15 protein-coding genes and 3 pseudogenes are annotated in these 20,018 nt (G+C 38.9%); all 18 read right to left on the bottom strand.

The genetic code is table 11. From position 1 onward, the window contains the following. Nucleotides 1–330 precede the first annotated feature (330 nt). Complete coding sequence (locus IGI68_RS06975) at nucleotides 331–1,677, bottom strand: family 43 glycosylhydrolase (protein WP_438731755.1); 1,347 nt, start codon at nucleotides 1,675–1,677, stop codon at nucleotides 331–333. Between the two features lie 99 nt (nucleotides 1,678–1,776). Beyond that, nucleotides 1,777–2,763 carry a LacI family DNA-binding transcriptional regulator gene (locus IGI68_RS06970; protein ID WP_438731752.1) on the bottom strand — a complete coding sequence of 329 codons (987 nt, stop codon included), beginning with the start codon at nucleotides 2,761–2,763 and terminating at the stop codon, nucleotides 1,777–1,779. Nucleotides 2,764–2,840: 77 nt separating this feature from the next. Further along, a complete protein-coding gene (locus IGI68_RS06965; protein WP_438731749.1) occupies nucleotides 2,841–4,328 on the bottom strand; it encodes a glycoside hydrolase family 32 protein in 1,488 nt (495 codons plus the stop codon). Beyond that, the gene (locus IGI68_RS06960) at nucleotides 4,329–5,939 is read right to left on the bottom strand and encodes an ABC transporter substrate-binding protein (protein WP_438731746.1); all 1,611 of its coding nucleotides are present in this window, start codon (nucleotides 5,937–5,939) and stop codon (nucleotides 4,329–4,331) included. A gap of 41 nt (nucleotides 5,940–5,980) precedes the next feature. Further along, entirely contained in the window at nucleotides 5,981–6,862 is an 882-nt protein-coding gene (locus IGI68_RS06955; RefSeq protein ID WP_071875795.1) for a carbohydrate ABC transporter permease, read from the bottom strand. A gap of 15 nt (nucleotides 6,863–6,877) precedes the next feature. Further along, nucleotides 6,878–7,795, bottom strand: a complete 918-nt coding sequence (locus IGI68_RS06950; RefSeq protein WP_438733236.1) for an ABC transporter permease — start codon at nucleotides 7,793–7,795, stop codon at nucleotides 6,878–6,880. Nucleotides 7,796–8,436: 641 nt separating this feature from the next. Then, nucleotides 8,437–8,532 (bottom strand): annotated as a pseudogene (locus tag IGI68_RS06945) (type II toxin-antitoxin system RelE/ParE family toxin); the annotation flags it as partial. 91 nt (nucleotides 8,533–8,623) lie between these two features. After that, nucleotides 8,624–8,962: pseudogene (locus IGI68_RS06940) on the bottom strand (type II toxin-antitoxin system PemK/MazF family toxin). Beyond that, nucleotides 8,956–9,198, bottom strand: coding sequence for an AbrB/MazE/SpoVT family DNA-binding domain-containing protein (locus IGI68_RS06935; protein WP_438731741.1), 243 nt, complete (start codon nucleotides 9,196–9,198; stop codon nucleotides 8,956–8,958). Before IGI68_RS06935 ends, IGI68_RS06940 begins: the two are co-directional and overlap by 7 nt. 279 nt (nucleotides 9,199–9,477) lie before the next feature. Beyond that, nucleotides 9,478–10,185, bottom strand: a complete 708-nt coding sequence (locus IGI68_RS06930) for a ferredoxin--NADP reductase (RefSeq protein WP_438731738.1) — start codon at nucleotides 10,183–10,185, stop codon at nucleotides 9,478–9,480. A 232-nt stretch (nucleotides 10,186–10,417) separates the two neighbouring features. Beyond that, nucleotides 10,418–10,513: pseudogene (locus IGI68_RS06925) on the bottom strand (SEC-C metal-binding domain-containing protein); the annotation flags it as partial. Nucleotides 10,514–10,936: 423 nt separating this feature from the next. Continuing rightward, nucleotides 10,937–11,137 (bottom strand): cold-shock protein, encoded by a 201-nt coding sequence (locus IGI68_RS06920; RefSeq protein WP_071875799.1) that lies wholly within the window; start codon nucleotides 11,135–11,137, stop codon nucleotides 10,937–10,939. Between the two features lie 480 nt (nucleotides 11,138–11,617). Then, on the bottom strand, nucleotides 11,618–12,877 hold the full coding sequence (locus IGI68_RS06915; protein WP_438731735.1) for a hypothetical protein: 1,260 nt from the start codon (nucleotides 12,875–12,877) through the stop codon (nucleotides 11,618–11,620). 53 nt (nucleotides 12,878–12,930) lie between these two features. Further along, entirely contained in the window at nucleotides 12,931–14,049 is a 1,119-nt protein-coding gene (tnpB, locus tag IGI68_RS06910; protein WP_438731732.1) for an IS200/IS605 family element RNA-guided endonuclease TnpB, read from the bottom strand. Between the two features lie 25 nt (nucleotides 14,050–14,074). Next, the gene (gene tnpA, locus IGI68_RS06905) at nucleotides 14,075–14,476 is read right to left on the bottom strand and encodes an IS200/IS605 family transposase (protein WP_438731729.1); all 402 of its coding nucleotides are present in this window, start codon (nucleotides 14,474–14,476) and stop codon (nucleotides 14,075–14,077) included. 1,606 nt (nucleotides 14,477–16,082) lie between these two features. Then, entirely contained in the window at nucleotides 16,083–17,033 is a 951-nt protein-coding gene (locus IGI68_RS06900; protein ID WP_438731726.1) for a carbohydrate kinase family protein, read from the bottom strand. Next, nucleotides 17,033–18,532 (bottom strand): glycoside hydrolase family 32 protein, encoded by a 1,500-nt coding sequence (locus IGI68_RS06895; RefSeq protein ID WP_438731723.1) that lies wholly within the window; start codon nucleotides 18,530–18,532, stop codon nucleotides 17,033–17,035. The genes IGI68_RS06900 and IGI68_RS06895 overlap by 1 nt, the downstream gene beginning before the upstream one ends. 38 nt (nucleotides 18,533–18,570) lie before the next feature. Continuing rightward, nucleotides 18,571–20,013, bottom strand: coding sequence for a sucrose-specific PTS transporter subunit IIBC (locus tag IGI68_RS06890; RefSeq protein WP_438731721.1), 1,443 nt, complete (start codon nucleotides 20,011–20,013; stop codon nucleotides 18,571–18,573). Nucleotides 20,014–20,018 lie beyond the last annotated feature (5 nt).

Below are 20,018 nucleotides of genomic sequence, written 5' to 3'. Positions count from 1 at the left end.
ATCGTCCTTATTTTTGATTTCTCGCTACTCTTTTAATACTACTTAAACAAAAAGTTTCGCTCTTGGTAACCTTTCCAATTATTTCGGAAACGTTTCCGTTTAAAAATGAGAATAGCACGTTCCTAATTTTGTGTCAATCATCGCTGAGAAAAAAACATCATCCTGTGAAGGTTAAATACGTGCAAAACAATTGATTTCATTCATGTTATCGATTATATAAATCATAATTTGTACACTAAATTCTATTATTAAAACGAGAAACATGACTTCGCTAAAAAAAGTTTCCCTACTGCCTAAATCCTGTTACCTATTCATTTATCCTTTTTATCATCAATCGATGATTCGAATCGCGATTCCTTCTTTTGCGCCTGCATAGATGCGATTCGATAATGCTTTGCCACCTATATATACGACCAAAATATCTTTTTCTTTTACAATCTGCACCGAATAGGCGTCACTTTCTTCAAATTGAATCGCTGTTTTACTTTCACTGTTCTCAAGATTATCAAAATGATCGTAGTAATACGCCATCGTCTGTTGGTTGAAATCGAGAACGACATGATTTTGATCACCGACTGATAAGACGATTCGCTTATTTGTCGGCGAATAAGTTGATTGATAAAGCATACTTTCTTCTTTGAAAGCGAGCGTTTGTTCTTGTTCTAAAGCGATTGTCTCTTGTTTTATTTTTTTAGTCGCTGCTATCGGTAAAGTCGGTGACAGGATTCCTGCTTTGTTTGAACGTAATTGATGAACAGCTAAATTACCTGCCCAATTGTAATTTCCACGATCTTCGTGATTGTCTTTCGTTGGAATCCAACCTACTAAATATAAATTCTCACCATCTGTTTCCAAGCGTCCAGCATAGAAACCCGCGCCATCGACGTAATCCGACTCATCTACGCGTTTAAATTCTCCCGTGATCTCATCTGCTACGCGGTAATGAACGAGGCGCTCGCCAAATTGATCAGAAAAAGCCAAATACCATTTCCCTTGATAGTGAACGAGTGACGGACATTCTAAATTAGAATCGTCCCCTAAATCATTGCTAAAAAAAATGCCCTCGTCCTGCCAATTACTTAAATCAGTCGAAGTGTAACGGGCAATCACGCCTGTATCATTCGCTCTTGTTGTAATCAGCATCCAATACTCTTGGCTTTCTTCTTCCCAAAAGACAAAAGGATCACGAAAATCATCCGCTGCATAGTTTGGTCCTGCTTTAAAAGTATCATGCTCAATTTTTTCCCATTTTACCCCATCGCGACTGGTGGCATGCATAATTTGTTCTTTTGGCGTTAAAGAACCATTATGTCCCGTATAAAAAGCATGATACGTTCCTTGCTTATCTTGCGTGATACTTCCTGTTCCGAGTGCGCGTTCGATACTGTCTTCCTCATTCACATAAGGAAGTACCTCTCCTTCATCAACGTACTGATAAAAATTCCGTGTGCGCAATAAACTAAAGGGATGAAAGCCAATCGTATCAAGACGCTGATCTTCTAAATAATAAATTAAAAAATCTTTCCCATTATAATACGGCATCGGATCGCCCACAAAACTTTCGGGTGAACGAGGATAAAGTGCCGTAATCGTCGACTTCTCAGACTTCATTAATTGCATGCCTCCTAGTAATAGCGGTACGATTAATAACAACAGCAGATATTTTTTATTTTTCATTTTTTCATTCTCTCCTTACTAAAAATGTGCCGTAACTTTCGTAAGTTACAGCACATTTTACTTATCATGATGTTTTAAATAAAAATCAGCTTCAAGAAATCAATTCACGGACGTCACTTTTTTAGTTGTTTTCCCCTCACCAAAATAAACAGGGATTACCGTCCGATTCGCTACCGTCTCCCCTTTAATGACTTCCAACAAAAGGTTGACTGCGGCTTCCGCCATCGCTTCAATCGGTTGAACGATGGTTGAGACAAGATAAGGGGAGTGTCTCGTGATTCTCTGACCATCAAAGCCAATCACTTGGACGTCTTCTGGGACAGCTTTTCCCATTTGCTCTAACACATCGCAAACCGTTAACGCCATTGAGTCATTAACGGTAAAGATCCCATCAATATCAGGATTTTCCGTTAAGAAGGCCACAATTTTTTCATTTAAATATTCTAACGGTTCCAACATATCCAAAATGACGACTTCTTGTCCCAGTTGATTGCATTCAATTTCAAAGTACTTGCGACGATTCTTTGTTTCATTCGGAATTTCTTGGTAGCCCCCAATAAATGCAACTTTTTTACAACCGAGTTCTTGCAATTTCTGGGCGGCTAGACGTCCACCGCTGATATTATCCGCGGTGACATAAATGACATCTTCCGTAAAATAGCGATCGATGCTCACAAAAGGTAAATTACTTGAGATATATTCATCAATATCGGAATAGGTAATGCCAATAATGCCATCTACCTTATTTTGCGTCACCATTTGCACATATTCTCTCTCTTTATCGACCGCACCATCTGAGTTACATAAATACATTTTATAATGATTCTTTTCTAGTGCCGTCTCTACATAAAAGGCAAATTCAGAAAAAAATGGATTCCAGACACTCGGAATAATTAAAGCGACCGTAAAGGTTTGATTCATTTTTAAACCCCGAGCATAAAAATTGGGTTGATAATTCAGTTCCTTAATCGCCGCTTCGACTTTTGCTCGAGTTGAAACTTTTACTGACCCGTTATTTAATACCCGAGAAACGGTTCCAACACCCACACCCGCCAGTTTCGCGACATCTTTCATTGTTGCCTTCATTTCACCGACTCCTCACAATCTCTCTATTAATTCAGTATAATTGAGAGGATGAAAAATTACTAGCTGTTCCAGTTGTTCTACGCCTTAATACTCGCCGTTTCAAAAGAACCAATCATGGTTTTTCCTTCAGAATGGAAGACCAAATCGCTCCCTTTTTCGATTTCATAGAAAGTGGCACTGATGACTTCTAGTCCATTCACAAAAATTTCAATGGAATTGGTATCACGGAATATTTCTAAAATGAGTTGTTGATTGACCAATTCTACTGGAAATTGTCGCGTATCAACAGGTTGTTTTTCAGCACCTTTGAGTTCATACCCAAAGTTTTTCCGACTGAAAGTAAAGGTCGACGATTCCGTCTCATAGTTCAAACGCAAGTACTGTTCTGCTTGTTTCGCAAATTGAATGGAAAATTGACTCGCTTCAGATAAGTCAGCAACAATTTGCATGTACGTATTATCTTTAATTAAGTGATGGAAAATAACGGGCTGTGAACCAACTTCTAGATTCTCAATACCATGCTCGTATTCTAACTGACTATAGACTTCAGAGACAGGGCGTTGAATCAAGCGATTATTGCGGACCCGTAATTCTCTAGGTAACGTCATACTACCAGCCCATTGATGACCCAAATCATGAGTAGGAAACGTGCGATCCCACATTTGCATCCACGCAATCACAATGCGACGATTCTTATCATCAAGCAAACTTTGTGGTGCATAATAATCCATGCCAAAATCCATCTCGTGGAAATTTTCAACGGTTAATTTCCCAGTTTCCCAGTCCATTTGACCAATACAAGCCATCGTCGAACTAATATTATGATACTCGTGTCCTTGTCGCTTAATTTGAATCGGAGACATAATCAAAACATCCTTACCATCGAGTGTAAAGAAATCAGGACATTCCCACATGATACCTTGTTCTTTTGTTCCTTCTAATAAGACTGAAAAGAAAGTCCATTCGTTTAAATCCTCCGATGAAAAAAGAACAATTTTCCCGCGATGATCATGGGTTTTCGTCGCGACCACACTATAATAGGTGCCTTCATGTTGGAACACTTTCGGATCGCGGAAATCATGAATGCTACCTTCATCGCCTAACAATTCCGCTCCAATCACGGGATTACTCGCTAGTTTCTCAAAGTTAATCCCATCATCGGAAACCGCAATACATTGCGTTTGCGTGACAACATCGTTTTCAACCACATGCCCGGTGTACATTAAATAGAGACGACCGTCTTTTTCAATCGCACTTCCTGAGAAACAACCATCTTTGTCATACCACTCATCTGGTGCCAGTGCGACAGGTAACTCTTCCCAATGAATTAAATCTTTGGATTTCGCATGGCCCCAATGCATCGGACCCCACTGACTGTTGTAAGGATAAAATTGGTAAAACAAATGATATTCTCCTTGATAATACACAAAGCCATTTGGATCATTTAACCATCCGACCGGTGCTGAAACATGATACGTTGGACGATATAGGGGATTCACATTCCCTTTATTTTCTTGAATATAGTGATTTGCTCGCTCTAATGTTAATTTTTCCTCTGTTAACAATTATTTGGCTCCTTCCACAAAGGTGTCATACCCTGCTTGTTTAATTTCTAACCATTCATTGATTCCAACACGTTCTAATTCCGCTAAATACTCATCCCACTCTTCGTCAATCTTGCCGTTAGTAATCCATTCCGCACGTTTACGATAAATATAATCCCACATATCGGTTTCGATTTTCGCTAAACGGTCGGTTTGTTCTTTTTCTAAGAAGACTTTAGGATAGTTATTTTCATTATTAACATACGGTAAATAGTGCTCATGCATTAAATCTAAACGCCATTTTGCATCGTCTGGCATCGTCGTAACCGTTCCGTAATACGTATCTAAAATCGCTAAAGGACCTGCTGCTTCGGTTTTTTGACGTAATTCACCAGGTGCTTCACCCGCTAAATCTAAATGATGTAACATGCCATCTTTTAATTCAAAGATATTTGCTTGTTCTGTATCACCATATGTTCCCCAGTTATTTTGAACCGATTGAAGTGGCGCATACATTTGATCGACCCAGCGAGCCGTCAATTCAAGGTTTTTATTCGCACTTGTGATGACAAAACGATCACGTGAAAAGCCCATTCCATTCGTTCTTGTAACGTGTTTACGACCATCAGGACCTGCTAAAACAGGTAATACATCATAACTCTCATTCATCCCTGAAATATTGGCTTTATCCCATGTGAAATACACACCGTAACGTTTTTCTTTTCCTTTGGCAACATAGGTATTCCAATCTTGTTCAAATGCTTCAGTATCGATTAGACCTTTATCATACATTTCATTAAAGTACTTCACAGCATCTTTGTATCCTTCTTTATCTGCCGTAAATTGGACATTTCCTTCATCATCGACGACTAAATGATCATCATTGTCACCTTCACCAAAAGCCCCAAATAATAATTTCAAATCTTCATTTCCGCCATTGTTAATAAATGAAAATGGAATTTCATCTGCTTCGCCATTACCATTTGGATCTTGCGTTTTAAAGGCTTCTAAGACAGTCATTAATTCATCTGTCGTTGTAGGCATCGGTAAATCCAAAGCGTCTAACCACTCCACGTTTATCCACGCCATATCATTTACAGTATGAATCGATTCTTTCCCTTGACCTAATTCTTCAATCCAAGGGAATGAATAAATGTGGCCATCTGGCGCTGTTGATAACGAGCGATATTCTGGATTTTCATCAAGTATTTTTTTTAAGTTCGGCATGTATTGTTCAATCAAATCTTCGACAGGAACAATAACTCCACTTTCCGCCCAATTTAATAAATCATAATCGCCTGCACCTGCATTAAAAATGGCATCCGGTAAATCACCACTGGCAATGTCTAGATTTCTTTTTTCTGCAAAATCGGCATTATAGTTCGTCCAATCAATATGAACATTTAATTCCTCTTCTAAACGTTGAAAAATAAGCTTTTCATTTGGATCCTTTGGTGCTAACGCTGCTCCTTGAGAAATCATTTTTAAGGATACTTTTTCTTCTAAAGGAAACGAAATATTCTCAAGTTCATAATCCGGACTTGATGATGATTTATCTGCTTTATTCCCACAAGCACCTAGTAACAAGACACTACACAAAGCGAACGGTACAACACGTTTAGTTATTTTCATTTGATTCTCTCCTCATATAAATAATTTTTAAAATAATGTTTTTATCCTTTAATGGAACCAACCAGAACACCTTTATCAAAATATTTCTGGAAGAATGGATACATAATAATTAGGGGTAAACTCGAAATCACGATTGTTGAGTATTTAATTAACTCCGCAATTTGTTTCATCTCAGCCATTGCCGTATTGGCGCCCACCATGTCTTGCGATGGTTGGTTTTGAATCAAGATATTTCTAAGAACTAATTGCAGTGGTTGTAAATCTTCATTTTTAATGTAAATCATCGCATCAAAGTAAGAATTCCATTGACCAACAAACGCATATAAGAACAACACAAACATAATTGGTTTTGATAAAGGCAAAATCACTTTAAAAAGAATTTGAATTTCATTTGCCCCATCGATTGTCGCGGCTTCACTCAGTTCTCTCGGTAATCCGCTGAAATAAGTACGAGCCATAATAATATTCCATACGTTAATGGCACCAGGGATAATCAAGGCCCAAACCGTATCCAACATGCCTAGATTTTTGATTAATAAGTAGGTTGGAATTAATCCACCACCCACAAACATGGTGATAATAAAGAATGTCATCAAGATACCGCGTCCGTATAAATCCGGTTTTGATAAAGGATACGCCGTAATCATCGTCACAAAGACTGTTAATGCACTAAAACTAAAAGAATAAAACAGAGAGTTCAGAAATCCACGGACAATCGAGTCATCCGCAAACACTCGCTTATAACCTTCAACCGTCCAATCACTCGGATTAAAACTAATTCCCTGACTAATGAGCGTTGAGGGATCCATAAATGACGCAATTAAAACATAACCTAATGGCACAATGGTAATGAATACAAGTAAACCAACCAGTACCCAGTTTACCCATACGAATTTTTTATCGAAACTTGTGTATAAATTCATTGTTTTCTCCCTCTCTTACAGTCCTTGACCGTCATTTAAACGCTTCGTAATGTTATTCACGATTAAGAGTAAAATGACGTTGATAATCATATTAAAGAGTCCTACTGCAGCTGAATAAGCATAGTTCCCTGATTGTAAACCAACCTTATACACATACGTTGAAATGATTTCTGACGTTGGAATATTCATCGACGTTTGCATTAAGTACGCTTTTTCGTAGCCCACGTTCATAATATTTCCTGCCGATAAGATAAAACTGATAACCATAATTGGTCGCATCGCTGGTAAATCAATATGCCAAATCTTTTGAATCAGATTTGCACCATCGATATTCGCTGCTTCGTACAAGTCAGTACTCACACCCGCTAATGTGGCCGTATACAGAATGGACGACCAACCAATCCCTTGCCAAATACCAGATAAGATGTAAATCGTTCGAAAATAATCAGGACTAGACATAAACATAATCGGATTACCCGTCAACTTTTGTACAATCGCATTAATGGGACCATTCGCAGATAAAAACAAGAACAACATCCCGACAATGACAACGACAGAAATAAAGTTTGGTGCATATAAAATTAACTGTAATTTCTTTTTGATTTTTTCATTCAACACTTGGTTCAAAGAAAGAGCCAAGATAATTGGTGGGAAAAAACCAAGAAGCAAGCCATAAATACTAATTTTCAACGTATTGCTTAACAACATCCCAAAGTTCGGTGATGAAATAAATTCTCTAAAATGCTCTAACCCTACCCAAGGACTATCTAAGATTCCGAGCATGGGATTGTAATCTTTAAAAGCAATAATCGCGCCATACATCGGGAAATATCTAAATACAAGCGTTAATAAGATCCCCGGTAGCATTAAAAAATAAAGCCACTTATCTTTTTTGAGTTGTTTTAATATTCGAGCTCTCTTCTTCTTGGTCATCTGACTTTTAGAAGGTTTAATTGCTGTCACTGCCTCTTCCATTTTAAATTCCTCCATCCATTTTAGAAACGTTTCCACTTTTTGTTTTAAAAATAAATACAAACGCTTTTGTTGAAAGTGGAAACGTTTCTATTTACAAAAAGAGAATATCACGTGAGCGCTTTCTTGTCAACGATAAATTTAAGGGAGAAGGATTATTTTGTTATTTACGGTCATCATACGAAATTCCTAAGTCGTCCAAGCTGGTAACTATTCGCTATCCATTCGAGCATATACGATTGGAAACAAGGCAGCTGAAGACGATGGGAAAACTAAAATCCCTTATTTTTTCCGACGATTCCATCTGATTTTATTCTTACATTTTTATTGAAATAGAAAACACGACAATTATTTTAAGGAAGTCGGGTAGGAGAATCATCATTAATTGATTATTTGTCCTATCACACCACCATAAGTACCGATTGGTATATAGCGGTTCCGTTGTTCTTGCTTTTGGCTATGTGCTTCGCACTAATAGGTCACAGTCAGGACTTTCAACTATTAGAGTTCGCCCGTGCTGAGCGAACAAAAAAAGCAAACGAGAGACAACGATCTCGTTTGCGTGTGTTATTTTACGAATAGGTGATGATTCGTTTTTTTGCTCATCGTATATTCTTTAGTTGCTCGTAAACATTCTCCTGCGTACCACAAAGGTATACGGGGATAATAGCATTATTTTGAATTTTGTAAGCGACGCGAGCAGAAAAAGCTAGTGTTGTGAAACAAGAAATGTTTCGTGCAACACTAGTGTTCAAATTCATTGTTAAATCTAATTTTCCACTATCAAAATCACGTTATCTTTTCATTTTTTTGAAAAATCACTTTCACTTTCACTAATAATTCATCTATCAATTTCTCTGGAACGCTCTCCACATAACTATATTTCCTTGCGTTGTATTCAATGGTAACTAATTAATCTAACAAAACTTTCCCTGAAGATTTCGTATCTTTTAAAGGAACATATAAAGGATAGTTGCGTTCTGTGTTTGATATTGGAGCAAAGACTGCTATATTAGCATAGTCACTGACACCATGATAACTTAAACAAATATAAGGTCTGTATCCTTGCTGTTCATATCCTTGTTTAGGATCTAAATTCATCTTAACAATATCGCCTTGTTTCACCATTTCTCATTTTCTATAGGAGAAAAATGTTGTAGTTCTGTTGTAAATGTTTCTTTGTTGTAGCCTTTGAATAGTTCTTCAAAGGTGACTTCTTTTTCGGCTTTAGTTAATACAATCGAATGATTCATAACTTCTACATTTAACTCATCATCTTTTTCTACTTTCAATGCTTCTAATAAGCTTTTTGGTAAACGGATTGCATGACTGTTACCCCACTGCTTAACTGGTAGTTTAATCATTAGAATCCCTTCCTTTCTTTTGTTCATTATACCAAACAAGTATCTATTTTATATACACTTGAAACTCGTTAAAAGTAGAAAGATGATAGCATTTACCTTCACTAAAAAAGAACTTCAGTACTTTAAAAGTGTCGAAGATTCTTTCAATCGATTTCCAAATTTTGGAAATTCACTAGAGTAAAGTCACCCCCATTCCTTCTTCTGCCCCGAAAAAAATCAGTCAAAGAAAAAATGCCAGCACCCTTCTCTCATAGAAGAGTGCTGGCATTTTGTGCGCGATTATGCCTTTGTCAAAAAGGCTTCTTGACGAGTGGCGTGTTTATCGATCATGATTTGATTAGGCGAAATCCCTTGCTTTGTCAGTAGCGCAATCGTTTCGTGTAAAAATTCATCGCTGCCGACGATATAATAAATACCGTCTTGATCGACTGCCAAGTCTGTAACTGCCGGATAATAGGCATTTCGTCCGTAGACAATCCGCGAGTGAATCTGTTCACTCGTTGCATCTCCCAAAAGATCTGTAAAAAGGGCATCACTCTGCGTCGTCACATGAAGCATGGTGAGTTGTTCAATGTTGCTGGTATCTGCCAAATAGTCGAGTACTAACGGTCGAAAAGAAGCCAAACCGACACCCGAAGAAAGGAAATAAAGGCGCTTGTTTTCCCGACGAAGGACTAAATGATGGTTGAGTTTAAATAATGCAACCTTTTCGCCGATTGCTAACTGTCTTAAGCGTGCTTTGAATTCAGAACAATCCGCCTTCACCCGCGTCGTAATCCCAACCATCCCTTCTGAAACGACCGTTGAAATCGACATATGACGCACGAGCGCCCGATTCGGCTTTTCGCCTGCGTTAAAACCTTCCAGCGCCAAATGCACATGCGCTCCTGCTTCCCATGCGAACCCTGGCGGACATTCAAAATAATACGTGTTGATTTCTGGTGTTTCTTCTCGTATCGCTTGCAACTTCACCCAATATATTTCCATATAATCCCATCCTGACATTGTTATATTCACCTACTATAACCTAATTGAGAATGATTATCAATTACAAGATTCTATTTTACCTTCCTATATGAATAACTATTCGAAAAAATATCAACAGACTTATTCTTAAAAACTTACCCATTTGCTTTTCATTCATCATCAAAAAAGCCTCGCAGGAACAATCCCACAAGACTTTTCAATCCATTAAGTTTAATCCAAAATAAACAACCTGTTACATTCCATCCTTGCCTAAGCAACATTTCTTATATTTTTTACCGCTGCCACACGGACAAGGATCATTACGCCCGATTTTGTTAACCTTTGAAGGTGCTTGAACAAATGACGGATGCAGCTCAAGTGTTGAAAATGAGCGCTCGTGTAATCCAGGTTTTTCAAATTTTTCAAAGAGTTCATTTGGCGTATACCCGTTGTTCTCCCAAATCCGCGTCGCGTTGAATAGTTCTTTTACGAGTTGGATGATGTCATTGAGTTGATCAATATCTTTAAATTCGATCTGTCGACGGTTAAATTGGTACAGCACGTCTTGCATATTTCTGTCAGCCTTACCAATCAGTTGAATGTCATCACAGAGCCTCTCATCAAAAAAGTCATCTATCCGAAAAAATGTTGAGGAATAATACGAATTTTAGTCATCAATACTAAAAGTTATACAGCCATTAAAAATTGAAAAAACAAAAAAAGAGCCTTACAGGAGATTATCCCATAAGACTCTTTCACATTTTAGTTTAAATTAAGCTTTAACGATGTTTACTGCTTGTAAACCGCGTTGGCCTTCTTCGATATCAAAAGATACTGCTTGACCTTCATCTAATGATTTGAAGCCTTCACCTTGGATAGCTGAGAAATGTGCGAAAACATCTTTCCCATCTTCTGCTGTGATGAAACCAAAACCTTTATCTGCATTAAACCATTTTACTGTACCGTTATTCATAAACGTTACCTCCATATTACACACCTAGTGTGTTTATTTTTGCAATACCAACTCAAGTGTGAATAGAAGTGTTAGTGACTTATTGCTGTGCAATAAACAATTCTGAATTACATATAAGAAATACTACTTCCATAGAATAGCACGATAACATGAAAATAACAAGGGCTTTTGGACGATTCTTTTGAAAAGATGTGATTTACCTACAATTTATTACGTTTCCCTTAAGAAAAGACGAGATTCCTCCTCCGGTTGCCATTTTTGTGTGTCGAATGATGACTGTCTCTTCTTTTAAGCCCTCACTACAAAACATCACTAAGTATTCCCTTCAAACTCGTGCACATCTTCGATCGACTACTCAGATGATGATATTCCAAAAAAACAGAATATTATCTATCCATAAATAGATAGCCAAGAAAAACCTCTCTTTTGAAGGCCATCAATCATCTAAATCAAGATTCAGGTCATTAGTAGCAATACCTATCAAATAAACCTCCTACCTTCCTTCGTAAAGCTCCGAGCGGTTTTGACGATTTCGTGGGCGTCGGTTGGATCGATACATCTGGGCATGGGGTAAGGGCAGGAATCTTCGGTGCTTTCGGTAAAGAACAGTTCGTCAGGTGGGCAATAGAAGCCGCGGATTTTAAAGCAGCATTGTAAAACTCGGGTGTATTCAGCATCGTTGTCGAGGATTTTTTGGATGTCTTTTGCTGGGAAGGTGATATCAAATATTTTTTGGAATTTCCCTTCATCTCGGTAAAAATAGACGGTGTATTTGTGGAAGGGAACGCAACGTTTGTAGGCGATGACGGCGGCTTCGATCGTGGCTTGGGCGATTGTTTTGTCATCAAACTCGCCGATGAGCTTGATTTCCATGACAAGTTCATAAATTAGGCCTTCCGGAGTTTGAACTTTTTGTAGGAAAGTAGAGGTATAACGCATCGTTGGTAGACTTTGGATCATAGGATATTGGATGGTGCCGCTGTAACACATGGGGAATGTTTCAGTAAAAAAGTGCATGTGGTTATTGATAAATAAGGTGAAGCCAAAGAGAAGTGAGGTAATCGTTGAATAGGTTGTGAGGATTGTTTCTTGTAAAGCGTGGTTAGAGATTCTTCTTTGGAGGGCGAGTGTCGTTCGCTTACCATAGTAGATGACTTCATCGCCTTTTTCACTGTAAGTAGTCAGCTTACGATCAATCGCGATGTGAAGGACGAGATCAAGTCGTGCAATTAAGGTATGAAACCCACGTTTTTTGAGATAATCAAGAATCGAGTTTAAGCAAAATTGCTTATCATAATAATGATTATTTTGGTTGACGAGTTTAATATACGTCGCCAGGATGCGTTTTAAACCGATATTAATGACGTATCTTAAATTCATGAGTTTATTTTTGGTATCTTTTATGACGGGCGAGCTATGATGTTGTTTCCATGGTGTCAAAAATAGTTCCATATCCGGGAAAAAGAAAATCGCATTACACAATTCATGCATGACCATGTAGTCAATCCGCGTATTCGGGTATTCTCTAAAGTAGTCTTCTAATTCGCGATACGTCTCCTCGACGATTTCCGGCCTCCAGACAGCATATTTTTCTTCCGTAATTAAATCATGGAAATAGCAATGAAAAAGCGGGATGACCCCTGCCACTTGAATCTTCGTACTCGCATTGACCGCTGCGACAACCTCCTCGACATTCCCGCGAGACAGATAACGCGCAACGTACCGTTCCTGACACTCCACACGACTAAAGTCGCGGGGTTCTTAGGTAGTACGCCCTAACAGGCGCAAATTTACTAAGCTATCCCCGAAAGTCCTTCGGTTTTAATATTTATGCTTGCATTAATATCTCTATCATGAATTGTTCCACAATTTGAACAGACCCATTCACGAATATTTAGCTCTTTCTTACCGTCATTCTGACCGCAAGAAGAACAAAGTTGTGAACTTGGGAAGAAACGATCTACTTTAAGTAAAGTACGCCCTTTCCACTGACATTTATAGTCTAATTGTCGAACGAATTCACTCCAAGAGACATCTGAAATTGACTTCGCTAATTTATGATTTTTTACCAATCCTTTTACATTTAAATCTTCAATACAAATGATTTGGTTCTCATCAGTCAGTTTTGAAGATAGTTTATGTAAAAAATCAGTACGTTGGTTTGAAATTTTTTCATGGATACGGGCAACTTTAACTTTCTGTTTTTGATAGTTTCGGCACTCATCGAGTTTTCGATTATGCTTTTTCGCAACCTCTAAACGTCTTGAAAGTTTTCGTTGTTCACGTACCAAACGTTGTTCAAGAGAACGGTAAAAGCGATTGTTATCGATTTTTTCTCCTGCGGATGTGATACAGAAATGAGTTAAGCCTAAATCCAATCCAATACTATTTTTCACAGGGGCTTTTTGAAAATTATCAGAATCAACTAAGAATGTCGCAAAATATTTCCCTGATTTGCTTTGACTAATCGTTACGTTCATTAGTTTCCCTTTAAAACGCAATTCTTCTGCCATTTTGACCCAACCAACTTTCGAAACATAGAAGTATCGACCATTGACTTTCATGCCTACGGCAGTTCGATAGGATTTCTTCGAGTATTTTTTACTCTTAAACTTAGGAAACCCAAATTTAGAGTTAAACGTATTTTTGTACGCTTTATTCAAATCCATATTCACTTGACTTAGTGGTTGTGCTTCCACTTCTTTTAGCCAAGCAAACTCTTCTTGCTTCTTAAGTCCAGCATAGGTCAGTTTATTTTCAATATATTTAGGATTTTCTTTTTTCATCTTATAGTTCGTAATTCTTTGATCTAGTAAAAAATTCCAGTAGAATCGAACACAACCAAAGGTTTTTTGAAATTGAATTTCCTGTCTTGAATTCGGATAGATTCTAATTTTATGAGCTTTTTTCATTTCTGTACACCTCCTTAACGTAAACTCAGTATCTTGTTCTTTGATTTTCCACATATAGTTTTATAGTTTCGCTAGAAACGTTTCCTGCTGTTGAAACAAAGTAAGATCGTGTCCAAACACTTGGCATTTTACTTAAATGTTCAAATGATTGTCGTAATTCTCTAGATGTTCTTCCCTTAATCACCTTCATGATATCCGCTGGTGAATAGGTAGGTTGAACATTTACAAAAAGATGACAATGATCTTTATCTGTCTCTATAGCCATGATTTCCCATTCATTTTCTTTACAGATTGAATGAACAAGAGATTTAAAACTAGCGTCTACTTCGGAATTGACAAATATTTTCCGACGATATCTAGGACAAAAAACAAAATGATAGTTGAGTAACGATACAGTTGTTTTAGAATGTCTATATTCGTTATCCATGAGTTTATTATACACCAAAAAGTGTACGAAGTAAATATTTTTATACACAAATACTAAGCTTTTTTTGACTTTATCGTGTAGAGTTTGTTCACATAGGTTCGCAACTTCCTATGCAGTTCTCTGATGAACTTCTTACACTTTCATGCAAGCACAGACTATATCTTATCCTTCAACGTTACTTGTTAAGGCGAAACCACTTCCACACGCTTGTGTGTACTTCCCTCAAGAGGAATAGTCGTTGAACCTTCCTATTTCTAGGCTTGGCTGCTGATTTTCGATTATGCGAACACTTAGGATTTAACCTTATGCCATCTAACGAATTTTTTCTGTTTTCACCACGTTCACGCTTGGGTTTAATATCCCTACGTTGTCGTTTCGTCAGCTTTACGAGTTCCCAGCAATTCAGTTTCTTCATTGGACAATACGAGTTTTTGTATTGTCTCTAAATGCAAGTTTCCCTACATTCTTACAGTACATCTACAGGCTATCATCCCACCATTAAAATAGTGGGTTTTCTCGCCCGTAAATTCTATAATTTCCCATTGAAAAACCTCCTAATGTTATTTAAAACGCATCCATTCATAAAAGATAGGCAATCCGCAAAATTCTACACTGAAGTCATCCGCTAACACACTGACGAACAATTGGGCTTTAATAAAATCTGGCAAATGACGAGTTCACGAAAACGATTCGATATGATCATCTTTTTCCAATGACCCTGATATTCCTTTTTTTCACTCCATTTCTTTAAGTAACAAATTTGATATTGTGACATTATTCACTTATGACACTAGCTCTTTGGTTCATTTTCGAAGCGACTCTTCTACTAATTTATCAGCGACTTCAGCAATTTCGTAGCCACCACTTCGTATAAACTAAAAGGTAAAGTATACAAGTCTTCTCCTTTCGATGATGATCAATCCTATCTGATTTGAATACACGTTTTTAGCATTTTTGACTTCTATCACGAACCTATGAATGACGAGAACCCTTCAAAAACCGATGATAACGAGCCTTCATCGCCATCTAGCGCTATGTTTTTCATCAATCAAAACGCTCAAAAATTCGTTGTTGAATCGATTAAGTTCGCTCGACAGAGTCCTCCACTATCTCGCCATACTAAATGTAAGCGATATCATTTAACGATAAAAAGAATAAGGCAATTCCCGATTTACTCGTCCGGAACTGTCTTATGGAAAACATTTGTTATGTTTTTTCATCATAACACATTCATTCACAAACTTCTACTGATTTTGAAAATTTCATTTAAACAAGCTAGTTATTCTAAGAACTCTTATCTAAAAAATCTTGAGATATACCCTCTTGTGCGATCATAATAGCAATGTAAAAATCATGTCTCGCTCACAAATTTTCTTTATCACTAAAGAACCACGCTATTTTGATCTCACTTCTAAAATAATATTTCTGCTTTTTGGCATAATGCTTCAAATAAATAACAGACTGATTCACAACTTGCTTCTTTCAAAAAATCCAAAAAAGACTCCCCTCCGCCATAGGTTAGTCCCCTAACACTACATCCAGAAAGGAATCTCAAAAACGTTGCACACTAGAAATTGTTTACACTTCAATCAATATCATATTCCATTTACTTTCCTAAAGCTAATTCGACTTCTTCTACTGTCGGTAAGGCGGGAATGGCGCCGTATTTGGTACAGGTTAAGGCGCCGACGACGTTTGCGACTGTTAAAAAGTCAACTAGTTTGGCAAAGGTTAGTTCTGCGGTGCCGGCTTTTTGGATTTGGTACAAGAGTCCGCCGGTGAAGGCATCGCCTGCGCCTGTGGAATCGACTTGTTTGATGGCAATCGAACCGACTATTGCTTGTGCTTCCACGCTTTGTAGTAGGGTGCCCTCTTTTCCTAACGTGACTGCCAGATATTTCGCGCCGAGTGCACAAATCTGTTGCGCACCTTGACGGATATCTGTTTCACCGGTAATCAAGGTTAATTCTTCATCGCTGAGCTTCACAAAATCGGCTACTGCAATAAAGGTGCGCACTTTCGCTAAATATGCGGCTAAGTCCTCTGGGGCGATCAATGTCTCTCTGTAATTTGGATCAAAACTAATGAAGGCACCTTTTGCGATTGCTTCATCTCGTAAGCGAAAATAACTTTCTTCTAACGCGCCTCCACAAAATCCTAAGGCTGCGCCAAAGTGGACGATGTCTGTTTCATCGATCTCAGATAAAGGTAAGTTCGCGGCTTCATAGTTGCCATCTGCTCCTCGCACGAACGAAAAGTGTCTTTCGCCCGTTGGATCGATGCCGACAAAGGCAAGCGTTGTGGTGCCCGCTTGAATCATTCCTTGCGTTTGCACGCCATGTTCGATCAACGTATCTTTTAAGTGATCCCCAAAATCGTCTTTCCCCACTTGGCCTAGGAAGCTAATGTCTCCACCTAATTTTGCGACAGCGGCTGCGACGTTGGCGGGTGCGCCACCTGCATTTTTTTCAAATTGTTTACCGTGACGGAGTCCTAAAGAATCCGTACAAGCAAAGTCGATCAACGCTTCGCCAATACAGTAGATATGTCTCGTCATCAGATGGCCTCCTTATTCGAAATTTCCCATTGGGTTGCAGTAACGCTCGCTTGTCCGTCAGCAAAAAAGGCGACTTGATTCTGGTCTAATTGTGAATATATCCGAGCGGTAAAGACCTCTAAGCCATCATTCACAAAAATCTCAACGGAAGATTCGTCCATAAATAATTGAATCGTGAGTGTTTCTTCTGAAAAATCACATCGACGGATCGTGCCATATTCATCCGTGACAGATTTGCCAGATTGGCTGCGATCAAAGACGAGTTTTTTAGCGACCAGGTCATAATAGAAAGTGGTGACTTCCTCGGCTCCTTGACGAAAAGCCAAACCGACACGCGTTCCTTTTATGTCATTAAACGCGACTTTCAGTTCATAGGTTCGCACGGTAAAATCTTCGACGACGATCGTTTCATTGTCTAGTGTCATGGCTTTGGTGACTTCTTTCCCACGGAGTGCTGCAAGTTCTGGGACGGGTCGTTGATATAGTTGGCCGTTTTGAAGACTGAGTTCTCGAGGAATCGTTAAACAGTGCGCCCATCCGAATTCATCGGTGACACAATCGACCCCTGGCAAACCGAGCCAGCCAACTAATAATTGGCGTCCCTGAGGATCTGTCATGGTTTGTGGTGCGTAAAAATCAAAGCCACGGTCGAGTTCGTTAAAGCGCTCGGTCACTTCAAATTCACCGGTAGCAAAATCAAGCGGTTCGCCGATGAGATAACCCGACTGAAAAATATTATGATACTTGTCTCCCTCTGGTGCCATTCCTTGAGGCGAGAACAATAAAATACCTTGACCCGCTAATTCAAAATAATCCGGACATTCCCACATGAATCCTTGATTCTCTGTGGCAATATTTCCTTTTAGTTGAATGGCTTGTTGGTACGTCCAGTTCGTCAAGTCGTCTGACACGTAGTACGCGATGGCACCTTGATGATCACTCGTTTCAGCGCCAATAATACAGTAATAACGCGCGCCTTGCTTCAGGACTTTCGGGTCTCTAAAGTTATCGGTATACCCTGCCGGCGAATCACTGATCAACGGCTCGGCGTCTTTTTTGATTTGATTATCCTGCCCCATGACGGCGTGACATTGGTACGGAATACGCGTCCAATCTGGCGTTCGCGTATTGCCCGTATAAAATAAATGCAACTGATCGTTTTCCACAAATCCCGTTCCAGAAAAAACGCCATGACTGTCATAGGCCGTATCCGGTGCTATTGCGATGCCTAAATCTTGCCAATCCACCAAATTGTCTGAAGCGACATGGTACCAATATTTCACGCCATGCACAGGTCCTAAAGGAAACCATTGGTAAAACAAGTGATATTGCCCGTTATAATAGCTAAAGCCATTCGGATCATTTAATAAACCGGTGTTCGGTTGAATATGAAAGGTTTGTCGGTAAGGACCCTCACTTGTCTTTTTTGCCAGTTCTACAATAGATGCTTCAGAAACATCTTCCATTCGTTGATAGCGTTCTTCTCTTGACCATTCCATCCTATTTTTCCACATACTTTCTCTTTTCTTTTCGTATCTTAAGCTAATGGATTTTTTTCGCGACTCATCTTAGCAAATAGGATCGTCATCGCAAAGGCCACGATAAAGCCAATGGCCATTGAAACCAAGTATTGCACCATTGATTGCGGTCGAATCACGATAACGCCTGGTAACCCTGCAGGTCCTTGCGATAACGAAAGAACGTCCATCCAAGTCGCATAAGCCGCTCCGACAGCAGAACCGATTAACGCTGCTACAAATGGGTATTTTAGTTTTAAATTGACCCCAAAGACAGCTGGTTCTGTAATGCCAAGTAAAGCCGATACGCCTGCAGCAGAAGCAATAGCTTTCATTTTCACATCTTTTTTGTAGAGGAAAAAGACAGCCAGAGCCGCAGCCCCTTGTGCCACGTTTGACGCCGCTACAACCGCAAAAGTCGGTGAACCACCAAGTGTTTCGATGTTCGCTAAAATTTGCATTTCAGATGTCACCAAACTGTGGTGCATTCCAGTAATCACGAGTAAGGGATAAACCACACCATAAATCGCGCCACCAATTGGGCCTAATTCAAAAAATAACCACATCACACCGTTCGTCATCCAATCGCCCACCACACGCATGATCGGACCAATGGCGATAAACGTAAAGCTGGCGGTGAATAAAACTGCAATTAAAGGTGTCACAATATTATCTAACATCATTGGAATAAATTTACGTAAGACTTTTTCCGTTTTCGCTAACACAAAAGCCGCGCCAATCACCGGTAAAACCGTCCCTTGGTAACCGACTTTCGCGATTTCAAAACCAAAGACAGTCCAAACTGGTAACGTATTGTCTAAGACGGCCTGTCCGTAACCATAGCCATTTAATAAATCAGGGTGAATCATAATCGCGCCAATGACCGCCCCTAAAACAGGTGTGCCACCAAAAATCTTAGCCGCATAAAAACCAATTAAAACCGGTAAAAAGACAAACGCCGCATTCGCAAAAATATTAATCATATCTGCTAAATCCGCAAACTGTGGATAGGCTTCAATCAGCGTTTTACCTGAAACAAACAACCCTTCAGCCGTTAATAAGTTATTTAGCCCCATTAATAAACCGGAAGCGACTAATGCTGGTAAAATCGGCACAAAGATATCTGCCAACGCTTTCAGTACGCGTTGCACAACGTTTAATTTCGAACTGGCAATCTCTTTTAATTCTTCCTTGTCCACTTCCGAAATATTCGTTTGTGCGACGAATTCTTGATAGACTTGATTGACTAATCCCGTACCCAAAATAATTTGGAACTGTCCCCCATTATTGAACGAGCCCTTTACGCCATCGATTTGCTCAATCGCTTCTGTCTGGACGAGCGAATCATCTTTTAACACAATTCTTAATCGCGTCGCACAATGGGCAGCCGAAACAATATTTCCTTCTCCCCCAATTGCCTCAATGATTTGTTTTGCTATTTGTTTGATATCTAACTTACTCATGACAC

Source organism: Enterococcus sp. DIV1314a, from assembly GCF_051713805.1.
Taxonomy (GTDB): domain Bacteria; phylum Bacillota; class Bacilli; order Lactobacillales; family Enterococcaceae; genus Enterococcus_I; species Enterococcus_I aquimarinus.
The sequence above is the reverse complement of the archived record's forward strand: the minus strand, read 5'-3'. Positions and strand labels throughout refer to the sequence as shown.